At 72.1% G+C, this 13,420-nt stretch carries 13 protein-coding genes; 3 read left to right on the forward strand and 10 right to left on the reverse strand.

Annotated elements, in window-relative coordinates; all coding sequences use genetic code 11:
- Window positions 1–22 precede the first annotated feature (22 nt).
- The 9 genes from ACTWJ9_RS15155 to ACTWJ9_RS15195 all read right to left on the reverse strand — a co-directional run bounded on the left by ACTWJ9_RS15155 (window position 23) and on the right by ACTWJ9_RS15195 (window position 7,715).
- Complete coding sequence (locus ACTWJ9_RS15155) at window positions 23–1,558, reverse strand: hypothetical protein (protein WP_443295844.1); 1,536 nt, start codon at window positions 1,556–1,558, stop codon at window positions 23–25.
- Window positions 1,555–2,229 carry a SigE family RNA polymerase sigma factor gene (locus ACTWJ9_RS15160; RefSeq protein WP_387036011.1) on the reverse strand — a complete coding sequence of 225 codons (675 nt, stop codon included), beginning with the start codon at window positions 2,227–2,229 and terminating at the stop codon, window positions 1,555–1,557. The genes ACTWJ9_RS15155 and ACTWJ9_RS15160 overlap by 4 nt, the downstream gene beginning before the upstream one ends.
- 392 nt (window positions 2,230–2,621) lie before the next feature.
- On the reverse strand, window positions 2,622–3,677 hold the full coding sequence (locus ACTWJ9_RS15165) for an aspartate-semialdehyde dehydrogenase (protein WP_279334753.1): 1,056 nt from the start codon (window positions 3,675–3,677) through the stop codon (window positions 2,622–2,624).
- Window positions 3,677–4,954 (reverse strand): aspartate kinase, encoded by a 1,278-nt coding sequence (locus tag ACTWJ9_RS15170; RefSeq protein WP_279334754.1) that lies wholly within the window; start codon window positions 4,952–4,954, stop codon window positions 3,677–3,679. Before ACTWJ9_RS15170 ends, ACTWJ9_RS15165 begins: the two co-directional genes overlap by 1 nt.
- 248 nt (window positions 4,955–5,202) lie before the next feature.
- Window positions 5,203–5,535: a helix-turn-helix domain-containing protein gene (locus tag ACTWJ9_RS15175; protein ID WP_279334755.1), complete on the reverse strand. Its 333-nt coding sequence runs from the start codon at window positions 5,533–5,535 to the stop codon at window positions 5,203–5,205.
- Window positions 5,535–5,912 carry a signal peptidase I gene (locus ACTWJ9_RS15180; protein WP_279334756.1) on the reverse strand — a complete coding sequence of 126 codons (378 nt, stop codon included), beginning with the start codon at window positions 5,910–5,912 and terminating at the stop codon, window positions 5,535–5,537. Before ACTWJ9_RS15180 ends, ACTWJ9_RS15175 begins: the two co-directional genes overlap by 1 nt.
- Window positions 5,913–6,063: 151 nt before the next feature.
- Entirely contained in the window at window positions 6,064–6,723 is a 660-nt protein-coding gene (locus ACTWJ9_RS15185) for a DUF5063 domain-containing protein (RefSeq protein WP_279334757.1), read from the reverse strand.
- Window positions 6,716–7,315 carry a recombination mediator RecR gene (gene recR / locus ACTWJ9_RS15190; RefSeq protein ID WP_109377195.1) on the reverse strand — a complete coding sequence of 200 codons (600 nt, stop codon included), beginning with the start codon at window positions 7,313–7,315 and terminating at the stop codon, window positions 6,716–6,718. Before recR ends, ACTWJ9_RS15185 begins: the two co-directional genes overlap by 8 nt.
- Before the next feature lie 58 nt (window positions 7,316–7,373).
- Window positions 7,374–7,715 (reverse strand): YbaB/EbfC family nucleoid-associated protein, encoded by a 342-nt coding sequence (locus tag ACTWJ9_RS15195; RefSeq protein ID WP_279334758.1) that lies wholly within the window; start codon window positions 7,713–7,715, stop codon window positions 7,374–7,376.
- A 290-nt stretch (window positions 7,716–8,005) separates the two neighbouring features.
- On the opposite strand from ACTWJ9_RS15195, the gene ACTWJ9_RS15200 reads away from it, so the two are divergent.
- Window positions 8,006–8,752 carry an SLATT domain-containing protein gene (locus ACTWJ9_RS15200; RefSeq protein WP_279334759.1) on the forward strand — a complete coding sequence of 249 codons (747 nt, stop codon included), beginning with the start codon at window positions 8,006–8,008 and terminating at the stop codon, window positions 8,750–8,752.
- A 37-nt stretch (window positions 8,753–8,789) separates the two neighbouring features.
- On the opposite strand, the gene ACTWJ9_RS15205 is transcribed toward ACTWJ9_RS15200, so the two are convergent.
- A complete protein-coding gene (locus ACTWJ9_RS15205; protein WP_443295889.1) occupies window positions 8,790–10,898 on the reverse strand; it encodes a serine/threonine-protein kinase in 2,109 nt (702 codons plus the stop codon).
- A 304-nt stretch (window positions 10,899–11,202) separates the two neighbouring features.
- On the opposite strand from ACTWJ9_RS15205, the gene ACTWJ9_RS15210 reads away from it, so the two are divergent.
- Window positions 11,203–12,558 carry an aspartate aminotransferase family protein gene (locus ACTWJ9_RS15210; protein ID WP_443294302.1) on the forward strand — a complete coding sequence of 452 codons (1,356 nt, stop codon included), beginning with the start codon at window positions 11,203–11,205 and terminating at the stop codon, window positions 12,556–12,558.
- A 149-nt stretch (window positions 12,559–12,707) separates the two neighbouring features.
- The gene (locus ACTWJ9_RS15215; RefSeq protein WP_388703915.1) at window positions 12,708–13,415 is read left to right on the forward strand and encodes a GntR family transcriptional regulator; all 708 of its coding nucleotides are present in this window, start codon (window positions 12,708–12,710) and stop codon (window positions 13,413–13,415) included.
- The last annotated feature ends 5 nt before the right edge of the window (window positions 13,416–13,420 follow it).

The following is a 13,420-nucleotide window of genomic DNA, read 5'->3' on the forward strand; positions in this document are numbered from 1 at the left end:
CGTCCGTCCCGGTCCGCCCGCGTCAGCTCGTCAGCAGCCCCGTCCAGTAGACGGTGCCCGCGCAGGCGTTGGCCACCGTGACGGTCGCCGTGCCCCCCGTCGCCGCGGTGTACGTCACGGTCACACTTCCCTCGACCGGGCCGTCCGCCTTGAGGAGCTGGGCCGCCGTTCCGGTGCTGCCGCCCGTGGACGTGCCGCTGTTGGTCGTGGGCTCCTCCTGCGAGGGGCTCGGGTCGGGCGTGGGTTCCTCGGTGTCGCCCCCCGTCTCGCCACCGGTCCCGCCGTCCGTGGGACAGGTCTCGGAAGGCACCCAGGCGAACTTCACGTCGTACGCCTCACCCGGCTTGAGCACCAGCGGCGCCGACTCCAGGGACGGGTCGGGCAGACCGGCCGCCGCGTCCCCCGCCACATGCCGGGCCGAGCCCACCTTGGCGGGGTCGGCCGCGCCCAGCGGAGCCGCGTTCACGCTTCCGGGCCCGCCGACGGTACAGCTCGCCGCGGACACGTTGGCGACCCGGAAGGAGCCGTAGACCGCACCGGTCGAGTCGGGGGCGACGCTGCTCGCGACGGCCGGTCCGAGCTGTGCGGCCGTGCAGGCGGTCACCCCGGTCGCCGCGCTCGACGAGGGGTCCGCCTTCTCCGGCTCACCCGTGCTCGAGCCGGGCCCCGCGCCCTTCTCCTTGCCCTTCTCGCCCTTGCCGTTCTTGTCGGTCCCCTCGACCTGGTTCGAGGTACCGCCCGCGGTGGTCTCGCCGCCGCCGGTCTTCTTGCCCTCGCCGGTGCTGCCCTCCGTCTCCGAAGCATGGCCGATGGCGAACGGGTTGGCGTCCGAACCGGTGACGTTCGAGACGTGCACCAGGGCCGGGACGGCCGTACCGAGGAAGAGGGCCGCGGCCGCCGCGCCGACGAGGATCTGCCGCTTGCGCGCCCGGCGGGCGGGGACCGCGCGCTGCAGGTATTCCAGCGAGCCCTCGCGCGGCTCCATCTCACCCACCGAGCGGTGCAGCAGACTCCGCACGTCCAGCTCGGCCGACTCGTCCAGCTCAGCCGACTCGGTCAGTCCGGCCGACTCAACGGACTCGGGCGACTCGGCCGACTCGACCGGCTCGGCGGGCTCGGCGGGCTCGGCGGGCTCGGCGAGACGGTCCGAGTCAGCCGACTCGACCGACCGGTCCGACCGACCCGAACGGTCCGAGTCCCTCAGCCGGTCCGAGCCGGTCGGCTCGGCGGAGTCGAGCCGCTCCGTGCCCTGGTCGGGCCCCTGTTCGGGCCCCTGGTCGTCCAGGCCGTCGTTCACAGTTCCGTTCCCAGCGTGCGATTGCTTCGACTGCTGCCCGGTCGGGAACACCAACCCACGCAGTACGCGCAGGCCGTCCCCGTCGGACGGTCCGGGACCGTCGGCCCCGGACACACGTTCGTCGGGCTCACGTTCCCCGGCCTCGGCCGCGCTCTCCCCGGCCGTGCTCTCCTCAGCCACCCGCTTCTCAGCCGCGCGCTTCTCGGGCCCGTCCTCCTCCGGCCCGCGCTCCTCGCCGCGAGTGCCCCTGTCGCCGCTCATACCGACGCCCCCATGGCCACTCGCAGCGCCGCGATCCCGCGCGAGCCGTACGCCTTCACCGAGCCCAGCGAGACACCGAGCGTCGCCGCCACCTGCGCCTCGGTCATGTCCGCGAAGTACCGCAGCACCAGCACCTCGCGCTGACGGCGCTGCAGCCCCTTCATCGCCTTGATGAGGGAGTCGCGCTCCAGCAGGTCGTAGGCGCCTTCCTCCGCGCTCGCCATGTCGGGCATGGGCTTGGAGAGCAGCTTCAGGCCGATGATGCGGCGACGCAGCGTGGAACGGGAGAGGTTGACGACCGTCTGACGCAGATACGCCAGGGTCTTCTCCGGGTCCCGGACGCGTTTACGGGCGGAGTGGACGCGGATGAACGCCTCCTGGACGACGTCCTCGCAGGAGGCGGTGTCGTCGAGGAGCAGCGCCGCGAGACCCAGCAGCGAGCGGTAGTGCGCGCGGTAGGTCTCGGTGAGATGGTCGACGGTCGTGCCGGCCGCCACGATGTCGTCGGCACCGCCGTCACGCTGACTCGGTATGCGGGCAGGCCGCGTCGCTGGCATCGGCGCGATCACCGGCATGCCACCGGACGCACCGGCCCTGCGGGGTCGGAGAGCCTGGCGGGGCGGGCGTAGAGCCGGGCCACGCGGCGTTGCGAAGTCGAGTACCTCAGCCACGCCAGTTGGACACACTTCCCCCCATGAGGGTTGTACGTGTCGCGCGTCACGTTTACCGCGCCCGGCGCCGGCCGACCGCCCTCCGTACCGGGCAGCACCCTCGACAGCACACCGAATGCCCTCATGTGTCCGCTCTTCCCCTATGCCTCATATGAACGGACGTCCCCACGTCCGGCTCCGGACGTCCCCACGCCCGGAAAGACCACCGCACCCCCACGCACCCGACAACAGGGGTGACCGCAAAGACGCTTCTCGCCCCACGCTCGGTTGCGTGGGGCGGGAAAGTAAATCTTCGGCTGTCGGCCGGGAAGGATCAAGAGGTCTGAACCATCCCGGTCGGATCGCACGGCGCACGAAGATCCTACAAAGCCCTCTCCGTGACCACGGATCATTTATGCCTCGGCCACCACCAGCTCGGCTGTCTGCACGCTGTTGAGCGCGGCGCCCTTGCGCAAGTTGTCACCGCAGACGAAGAGTTCGAGCGCCGTCGGGTCGTCCAGCGCCCGCCGTACCCGCCCCACCCACGTCGGATCGGTGCCGACGACGTCGGCGGGCGTGGGGAACTCGCCCGCGGCGGGGTTGTCGTACAGCACGACGCCGGGTGCCGTGGCGAGGATCTCACGGGCCGCGTCGACGGTGACCTCGTCCTCGAAGCGGGCGTGCACGGTGAGCGAGTGCGTGGTGATCACCGGCACCCGTACGCAGGTCACGGCGACCGGGAGCCGCACCAGGCCGAGGATCTTGCGGGACTCGTCGCGGAGCTTCATCTCCTCCGAGGACCAGCCGTCCTCGCGCAGCGTCCCGGCCCACGGCACGACGTTCAGCGCGACCGGCTCCGCGAAGGGGCCCGTGTTGTCCCCCACCGCCCGCCGTACGTCACCGGGGCCGGTCCCCAGCTCCGTACCCGCCACCAGGGACAGCTGCTCCCGCAGGGTGCGCACGCCCTCGTACCCGGCGCCGCTGACCGCCTGGTACGAGGAGACGACCAGTTCGCGCAGCCCGAACTCGGCGTGCAGCGCGCCCACCGCGACGATCATCGACAGGGTGGTGCAGTTCGGGTTGGCGACGATCCCGCGCGGGCGCGTCCGCACGGCGTGCGGGTTGACCTCGGGGACGACGAGCGGCACCTGAGGGTTCATCCGGAAGGCGCCGGAGTTGTCGACCACCACCGCACCCCGTGCGACGGCGACGGGCGCCCACCGCTCGGCGACCTCCTCGGGGACGTCGAACAGCGCGACGTCGATCCCGTCGAAGGCCTCCTCGGTGAGCGCCACGACCTCGACCTGTTCACCGCGCACGGTCAGCTTGCGGCCGGCCGAGCGCGGGGAGGCGATCAGCCGGATCTCGCCCCAGATGTCCGCCCGCTGGGACAGGATCTGGAGCATCACCGTGCCGACGGCCCCGGTCGCTCCCACGACCGCGAGTGCCGGCCGTCCGGACCGCCCCATCAGCGGCCGGTGCCCCCGTAGACGACGGCCTCGTCGCTGTCGGAGTCCAGCCCGAAGGCGGTGTGCACGGCGCGGACGGCATCGTCCACGGCGTCCTTGCGGGTGACGACCGAGATACGGATCTCGGAGGTCGAGATCAGCTCGATGTTCACGCCCGCGTCGGACAGCGCGGTGAAGAAGTCGGCGGTGACCCCGGGGTTGGTCTTCATACCGGCACCGACCAGCGAGATCTTGCCGATCTGGTCGTCGTAGCGCAGGGACTCGAAGCCGATGGCGTCCTTGTTCTTCTCCAGGGCCTCGATGGCCTTGGGGCCCTCGGTCTCCGGCAGCGTGAACGAGATGTCCGTCAGGCCCGTGGAGGCCGCCGACACGTTCTGCACGACCATGTCGATGTTGATCTCGGCGTCGGCGATCGTACGGAAGATCGAGGCCGCCTCGCCCGGCTTGTCCGGCACGCCGACGACCGTGACCTTGGCCTCGGAGGTGTCGTGCGCGACACCGGAGATGAGCGCCTGCTCCACCTTCTTGTCCCCTCGCTGAATCGGCTCACTGCTGACCCACGTGCCCGGCAGCCCACTGAAGGACGAGCGGACGTGGATCGGGATGTTGTACCGGCGGGCGTACTCCACACAGCGGTGGAGCAGCACCTTCGACCCGGAGGCCGCCAGTTCGAGCATGTCGCCGGTGGAGATCCAGTCGATCTTCCGGGCCTTCGGCACCACGCGCGGGTCGGCGGTGAACACGCCGTCGACGTCGGTGTAGATCTCGCACACCTCGGCCTCGAGGGCGGCCGCCAGGGCCACCGCGGTGGTGTCGGAGCCGCCGCGGCCGAGCGTGGTGATGTTCTTGCCCTGCTGGCTGACGCCCTGGAAACCGGCGACGATGGCGATGTTGCCCTCGTCCACCGAGGCACGGATCCGGCCGGGTGTGACGTCGATGATGCGGGCTTTGTTGTGGACCGAGTCGGTGATGACACCTGCCTGGCTGCCGGTGAAGCTCTGGGCGTTGTGGCCCAGGTTTTTGATCGCCATGGCCAGCAGGGCCATGGAGATCCGCTCTCCCGCGGTCAGCAGCATGTCGAGCTCGCGCCCGGCAGGCATCGGGGAAACCTGCTCGGCGAGATCGATCAACTCGTCCGTCGTGTCGCCCATCGCGGAAACCACGACGACCACCTGGTGGCCGTTCTGCTTGGCTTCCACGACCCTCTTGGCGACGCGCTTGATGCCTTCGGCATCGGCTACGGAGGAGCCTCCGTACTTCTGCACGACAAGGCCCACGTGCGCTCCTCGCTCATTCCGTCGTTGTCCCACGTTCTGCGCACATGTGCGCACACCGTGATCGGCTCATTCTATCGGGCACCCGAAAAACGCCTCGCCGATACCGCATCGTGAGACTCCCGGGCACCCGTACAGGAGGGCTCATGCCCCACCCGAAGCCCCCCACTCGGAAAAGCGACCCGCGTCACACCCTCACGGCCACCCCACGACCACGTCCTCCCGCCCCGTACCGGCGGCCGACGCCTCGGTCAGGCCACACCCGCCGTTCGGTCGCGGTACTCGATCGTCACCGTGATCCTGGCCCCGAGTGCCTCCGCGTACGTGCGCATGGACTCCAGGTTGTGGATCTCTCCCCGCTCGATCTGGGAGGCCCTGGCCTGGGAGATTCCCACCGCCGCGGCCGCCTGCGCCTGCGTCAGCCCTTGCTCCTCGCGGATCTCACGCAGGTGGTGACCCACCACGTAGGCCTCGGTCGCCGTACGCGCGGCCTGCTTGCGGGCCGCCCGTTCGGCGTCGGACACCTCGGGCTGGTTCTCCCGGATCCGGCGCTTGGCATCCGTCCAGCTGCTGTACCGGCTCATCAGGTTTCCTCGCTCTCTGCCACTGCGTAGCCGGGGACGGACGGCCAGCGGACGGTCAGTACCACCGACTCCTCCTCCGCGTACCAGGAGTGGTCGACTCCCCGCCCCCACACGACGTAATCGCCCTGCTCCTCCAGCAGGACGCTGCGGCCGGGAAGTTCCACCCGGAAACGGCCGCTGACGAGCACCAGGAGGGCTGTGCGTTCCTCGCCCCGCACCCACCGCACCCGCTCGTCGCCGCGAGGGTGGACACCCCACTTGATCTCCACGGCCTCGCTGTGGCGCGGATCGTCGAGGTCCTTGAAGTGCCCGAGGATCCAGCCCCGGTCCAGCGCCGCGTCCTTGCCCGCGTTGCCGACGTACACGCGGTCGTCCATGCCGCCCACCCGCTGCAAGACGTGAGCACTTCGGCCGGAACTGCCCCCATGGCGCTCATCTGAGCGGCGAAGTGACACCTTCCCGCCGATTGCTCACGTCTTCAGCGAAGAGGTCCCTCCCCCGCCCACCGTTTCGGGAACACCGGCTCCTTCATATGACCGGGCGCATGCCCAGGGGGGTGCCGATCTCCTCCGCCATGACCTTGCCCGCCTCGAACTCGAGGGTGTCGTCGCCCATGCCCTGGTCGGTGTCGAGGCCGTCGAGGGCGGGCAGGGGCTGGTCGAGGCGGACGTGGGCGACGACGGACTGGAGGGCGCGCAGGGTCGCCGACGCGGTGGAGCCCCAGTTGGAGAAGTAGGAGAACTGCCACCACCACAGCGCTTCGGTGGTACGGCCAGCCCGGTAGTGGACCATGCCGTGGCGGAGGTCGGTGATGACGTCGGTGAGGTCGTCGGAGATCCGGGCCGGGACGGGCGCCGTGCGGGGCTCGTAGGGGTCGAAGACCTCGGAGTAGACGTCGACCGGCTCCAGCAGCCGGGCGAGGTTCTCGCGGAGTTCGTCCACGTCGGCCTCCGGGCCCGGGTCGGGCTCGTACCGTTCCTCGGGGAGGATGTCCTCGTGGGCGCCCAGCCGGCCGCCGGCCAGCATGAGCTGGGAGACCTCCAGCAGGAGGAAGGGAACCGTCGAGTCGGGCTCGTCGCCCTTGGCGACCTCCGTGACGGCGACCAGGAAGCTCTCGATCTGATCCGCGATCTGGACCGAGAAGTCGTCCGGGTCCCGGTCGGTCGCGTGCAGCGTGGCGTCAGACATCTAGGAGTCGTCTCCCCTCGAAGGCCCGCCCGAGAGTGACCTCGTCCGCGTACTCCAGGTCGCCGCCCACCGGGAGGCCGCTGGCCAGACGGGTGACCTTCAGGCCCATGGGCTTGATCATGCGGGCGAGGTACGTGGCCGTGGCCTCGCCCTCCAGATTCGGGTCCGTGGCCAGGATCAGCTCGGTGACCGTGCCGTCGGCCAGCCGGGCCAGCAGTTCCCGGATGCGCAGATCGTCGGGGCCCACCCCGTCGATCGGGCTGATCGCGCCGCCCAGGACGTGGTAGCGGCCCCGGAACTCGCGGGTGCGCTCGATGGCCACAACGTCCTTGGGCTCCTCCACGACACAGATGACCGCGCGGTCGCGGCGGGTGTCACGGCAGATGTTGCAGAACTCCTCCTGCGCCACGTTGCCGCAGGTCGCGCAGAAGCGGACCTTCGCCTTCACTTCCATCAGGGCGTGGGCGAGACGCCGTACGTCCGTCGGCTCCGCCTGGAGGATGTGGAAGGCGATCCGCTGGGCGCTCTTCGGACCGACGCCGGGCAGCCGCCCGAGTTCGTCGATGAGATCCTGCACCACGCCTTCGTACAACGGACTGCCGTCCTTCCTGGTTTTCTTCAGTACGTACCGTAGAGGCCCGCGCCCCGTCTTAGAAGGGCAGACCGGGAATGCCGCCGCCGCCCAAACCCTGGGCCAGCGGGCCGAGCTTCTGCTGCTGGATGGTCTGAGCGTTCTCGTTGGCCGCCTGGACGGCCGCGACGATCAGGTCCGCGAGGGTCTCGGTGTCCTCGGGGTCCACCGCCTTCGGGTCGATCTTCAGCGCCCGGAGTTCGCCACCGCCGGTGACGGTCGCCGTCACCAGGCCGCCGCCCGCCTTGCCGTCGATCTCCGTCTGCGCGAGTTCCTCCTGCGCCTTGGCCAGGTCCTGCTGCATCTTCTGGGCCTGCTGGAGCAACTGCTGCATGTTGGGCTGGCCACCACCGGGGATCACGATTCAGCTCCTTGGTCGGTCCGTCCGTACGGGATTTTCCCGCTCGGCACGAGCCTACGTGGTCCGGGCGGCCGTCGCCCCAGCACTCTTTCGAGTGAGTCCCGGTCGGGCCCTCTACCTGATCACGGCCCTCTTTCGGGCGGAAGAGCGGCCGAACCCCCGACGCGCCCCACCCGTTGGGCGATAGGAAGGGCCGGGCACGTCCGCGCCGGACGTCGAGCAGACGCCGGGCCGGCGTCGAGCAGGAGTCGGCAGGAGTCGGCAGGGGTCAGGTCAGTAGGGAGTACGGGGTGGGTCAGCCGGAGATGCAGCCCGAGGACCGTCCGCAGGACGGTCCCGGCGAGGGGGCGGCCGGGCTGCGGCCGGGCGATCTGGCCGGGCGGGTGTTTCCGCTCGGGGACTGGGGCGAGCCCGCGCTCCGGCTGGACGAGCTGTACCGGTGGGTGGAGCGGGGGGCCCTGGACACCGCCGCCTGGTACCTCGCGGACCGGGTGTGGAAGCGGCGCTGCGCGCGGGCCCTGCGCGCCGGGACCGCGGCGGGGACGGTCACCGGGGCGGCGCTGCTGCTGCTGGATCTGACCCGGGTGGCCGTCGGGGCCACTCCCTGGGGGTACCTGGCGCTGCTGCTGGCGGTCGCGTGTGCGGTCGCCGACCGGTTCTTCGGGGTGACGTCCGGCTGGATGCGGGACGTGGCGACCGCGCAGGCGGTGCAGCGGCGGCTCCAGGCGTTCCAGTTCGACTGGGCGTCGGAGTGCGTCCGTGAGGTGCTGGGACCGGCCGAGGGCACCGCGAGCGAGGCGGCCGAGCGGTGCCTGTCGGTGCTGCGGCGGTTCTCGGAGGACGTGAGCGAGCTGGTGCGGGCCGAGACGGAGGACTGGATGACGGACTTCCGCGGCGGGATCGTGCCACCGGGCGTCCGGAGGGCCGCGGCGGGCCCGGTCCGCCCCGATGCGGCCGCGCCGCACGGCCGCTTCCCCGCCCCGCCGGGCCCGGCCCGGCCGAACATGCCCCGGCAGCGCCCGCCGGAGCCGAGGTAGGCCGAGGTGAGCCGAGGCAGGGGGACGGCCGGGTGTCTCAGTCCCGGGTGTAGACGAGCTGCTCGCCGTTGCTGGTGTTCACGCGCTGGAGGGAACCGTCGGGGCGGAGGGTGATCTCGGTGGCGGACCCCGGGGTGCAGGCGCTGCGCGGCTGGCCGACCGTCACGCTGGACGGGCCGATCCGCAGCCGGTCGCCGGAGCCCGGGGCGTCGGAGAGGCTGCCCTCGAACACGCAGTGGTAGGTGCCGTTGCCGGTGGGTCCGTCGGCGACGAGGGACATGACCGTGTCCCCCACCTCGCCCTGCTGGAGGGTCAGCGTGCGGGTGTGCAGGCCGCTCGCGTTGTCGATGGTCGTGGACCAACTGCCCAGGTAGCCGGTCGGGATCGCCCCGTCCGTCGGCGCGGAGGTGCCGGGCCGCGTCGGGTCGCCCGTGTCTCCCGCACCACCTGATCCGTCCGGGCCGGGCGAGGCCTTGCCGTCGGCGGTCGGGTCGGTGCCCCGGGACGTGTCGTCGGTCGCCGCGGTCGTGGGGTCGCCGCCGGCGCTGTTGCCGCCGTCGTTGCCGCTCATCAGCGCGTACACCGTGCCACCGGCGGCGATCGCGACGACCAGCGCGATGACGACGAGCAGCGCGGTGGAACGGTCGCTCCGCGGTGCCTGCGCCGGGCCGTACGGGGGCGGGGTGGAGCCGAAGGGCGGCGGGCCGTAGGGCGGGGTGGAGCCGGCGGCCCCGTAGGCGTTGTACGGGTAGCCGTAGCCGGGGGGCTGGGGGTGCTGCTGGGGGTGCTGCTGGGGATGGCCGTAGGCGGCGGGGGCCTGCCCCATCGCCGGGTTGCCCGGGTTGGGGCCCGGGGGCGGTGTGGTGCTCTGGCCGACGACCAGGGTGGGCAGGTGGTTCACCGGCGCCCCGTCACCGGGGGTGCCCGGCGCGGGCGGGGCGGGTGCGTGGGGCGGGGGCTCCGGTGGGGCGGAGGCGTCGGGGGCGGGGGCGTGCTCGGGGGTGGCGGCGGGCGCGGAGCCGTCCGGTCCGGGAAGCCCAGACGGCGCAGACGGCGTGGACGGTGCGGGGAGCGCAGCCGGTGCGGGCGGCCCGGGCGGTGCGGACGGCGTGGGCTGCCCGGCGGCCCCTGCCGCACCCGCCGCCGCTGCCGCCGCTGCCGGGGGTGCCGCCGCTGCCGGGAGTGCCGGGGGCGCTTCCGGGGCCTCCGCGTCCAGCAGCCGCACGGCGTGCCGGCCGAGCTGGGCGACCAGGGCGCCCGGCAGCCAGGGATCGCGGGAGCGGCCGTCGACGACGGTGTCCTCGGCACCGGTGCGCTCCAGGATCTGGTCGAGCGTGGGCCGCTGGGCGGGGTCCTTCCTCAGGCAGTCCCGCACCAGGTCGGCGAGGCCCTCGGGGACCCGGCCGAGGTCGGGTTCCTCCTGGGCGATGCGGAACATCAGGGCGTGCACACCGCTGTTGGCGGTGCCGAAGGGAAGCTCCCCGGAGGCCGCGTAGGCGAGCACCGAGCCGAGGCAGAAGACGTCGCAGGCGGAGGTGATCCGGTCGCCGCGCACCTGCTCCGGCGCCATGAACCCGGGCGAGCCGACGAGCGCGCCGGTGCGGGTGAGTCCGCCGTCGGTCACGGTCTCCATCGCCCGCGCGATCCCGAAGTCGATGACGCGCGGCCCGTCGATGGTGACGAGCACGTTGGACGGCTTGAGGTCGCGGTGCACGATGCCGACGGCGTGGATGTCCTTCAGCGCGTGCGCGAGACCGGCGGCGAGAATGCGGACCGAACGCTCGGGCAGCGCGCCGTGGTCCCGCCCGACCACCTGCTGGAGGCTGGGCCCCGCGACGTACCCGGTGGCGACCCACGGCACCGGGGCCTCGGTGTCCGCGTCCAGCACCGGCGCGGTCCAGGCGCCGCCGACCTGCCGTGCGGCCTGTACCTCCTGGCGGAAACGGGCCCGGAACTCCTCCTGCTGGGCCAGCTCCTCGCGGACCAGCTTGACGGCGACGGTGCGTCCCCGGTCGGAACGGGCCAGGTAGACCTGCCCCATTCCGCCGGCCCCGAGCCGCGCGAGCAGCCGGTACGCGCCGATCCTCTCCGGGTGCCGGTCGCCCGGCGCCCCCGCCGCGGCGTCCCCCGGCCCGTGCATCTCCATCGTTGCGCCGCCTTCCCCCACAGTGAGCAACAGCCCGAGAATAGACCGGGCCGGGTCCGGAGTGACCAGGGCTTCGTCCACGGTTCCGTAACAGGAGGGCCCGGTTCGTCGCGCACGGCGGACAGGCGTTCACCGCGTGGACCGCCTGTGCGAACCCCGCCGCGCCGCACGCCTCCACCGCGCCGGTCGCCGGTCACCGGCTCCTTCGGTAGCGACGGCCGTCGACGCTCTGTCGCGGAAGGCGGCGGGCCGCGGACAGCCCGCCGATGTCGCGCGGCCGGTGCCACGGCCTACCCTCGGCGCCATGACTCCTCAGCCGAACCCCGAGGCCGGGGCCGCCGTGAAGGCCGCCGACCGTGCGCACGTCTTCCACTCCTGGTCCGCGCAGGAGCTCATCGACCCGCTCGCCGTCGCCGGGGCCCAGGGGTCGTACTTCTGGGACTACGACGGCCGGCGCTACCTCGACTTCACCAGCGGCCTCGTCTACACCAACATCGGCTACCAGCACCCGAAGGTCGTCGCCGCGATCCAGGAGCAGGCCGCGCGGATGACGACGTTCGCGCCCGCGTTCGCCGTCGAGGCGCGGTCGGAGGCGGCACGGCTGATCGCCGAGCGGACACCGGGCGACCTCGACAAGATCTTCTTCACCAACGGGGGCGCGGACGCCGTCGAGCACGCCGTGCGCATGGCGCGGCTGCACACCGGGCGGCCCAAGGTGCTCTCCGCGTACCGCTCGTACCACGGCGGCACCCAGCAGACCGTGAACCTCACCGGTGATCCGCGCCGCTGGGCCTCCGACAGCGGCACGGCCGGGGTCGTGCGCTTCTGGGCGCCCTTCCTGTACCGCTCCCGCTTCCACGCCGAGACCGAGGAGCAGGAGTGCGCGCGGGCGCTCGAGCATCTGGAGGCGACGATCACCTTCGAGGGGCCCTCGACGATCGCGGCGATCATCCTGGAGACCGTCCCGGGCACGGCGGGCATCATGCCGCCGCCGCCCGGTTACCTCGCCGGGGTGCGTGCGCTGTGCGACACGTACGGCATCGTCTTCGTCCTGGACGAGGTCATGGCCGGGTTCGGCCGGACCGGCACGTGGTTCGCGGCGGACCTGTACGACGTCGTGCCGGACCTGCTGACCTTCGCGAAGGGCGTGAACTCCGGGTACGTGCCGCTCGGCGGCGTCGCGATCTCCGGGGCGATCGCCGACACGTTCGGGAAGCGGCCGTACCCGGGTGGGCTGACGTACTCCGGGCATCCGCTGGCCTGCGCCGCGGCCGTCGCGACGATCGAGGTCATGGCCGAGGAGGGCGTCGTCGAGAACGCGGCGCGGCTCGGCACCTCGGTGGTCGGACCCGCGCTGCACGAGCTCGCGGAGCGGCACCCCAGTGTGGGCGAGGTCCGCGGGGTCGGCATGTTCTGGGCGCTGGAGCTGGTACGGAACCGGGAGACCCGGGAGCCGCTGGTGCCGTACAACGCGGCCGGCGAGGCGAACGCCCCCATGGCCGCGTTCGCGGCGGCCGCGAAGGCGGGCGGGCTGTGGCCCTTCGTGAACATGAACCGCACCCATGTGGTGCCGCCGTGCAACACGACCGAGACCGAGCTGAAGGAGGGCCTGGCGGCACTGGACTCGGCCCTGTCGGTGGCGGACGAACACGTGGAGTGACCTGACACCCCGTGCCCGCCGGGGCCCGCCGAGGGCTGCCGGCCCCGGCGGGCACTCGAACAGGTTCGGGAGAAGTGAACGCGTAAGGTGGCGGAACCGTGCACAGATGTGTGCACGTCATTCGAACGCGATGAGGGAGACGCCCGACCATGCCCGGCACCAGCGGCAACGGTGCGGTGACCCGCAGCACGCTGCGGCAGCAGATCGCCGACGCGCTCCGTGACGAGGTGCTGGCCGGGCGGCTCCAGCCGGGGCAGGAGTTCACCGTCAAGGAGATCGCCGACCAGTACGGGGTGTCCGCGACCCCGGTGCGGGAGGCGCTGGTCGATCTGTCGGCGCAGGGACTGCTCGACGCCGACCAGCACCGGGGGTTCCGGGTGCAGGAGTACTCCGTCGACGACTTCCGCGACATGATCGAGGCCCGCGGCCTGGTGATCGACGGGATGTTCCACGCCCTGACCTCCCCCGACGGACGCCTGGCCTCCCTGCGGCCCGAGGAGCCCCGGGTCGCCGCCGCGCTCGCCGGGGTCCGGCGGCGCGGCGAGGAGGCGCAGCGGTCGGCCCTCGCCGGGGACCTCACCGTTCTGATCGGCTACGACCTGCGTTTCTGGCGCGAGCTCGGGGCCCTGTTCGGCAACTCCTACCTCACCGCCTTCCTGCACCGGCTCCGGGTGCAGACCTGGGTGTGCGCGGTGCAGCATCTGCGTCGGCTGCCCGATCTACGGGGACGGCTGTGGTCCGAGCACACCGATCTGGTCGATTCCCTGTCGCGCCGCGACACCGTTTCCGCGCGCGCGATCATCGACTCGTACAACGCCCACTCCCTGAGCCTCGTCGAACGGCTCCCCCCGGACTGAGCGAA

The organism is Streptomyces sp. GDS52 (assembly GCF_052246875.1).
GTDB lineage: Bacteria > Actinomycetota > Actinomycetes > Streptomycetales > Streptomycetaceae > Streptomyces > Streptomyces cathayae.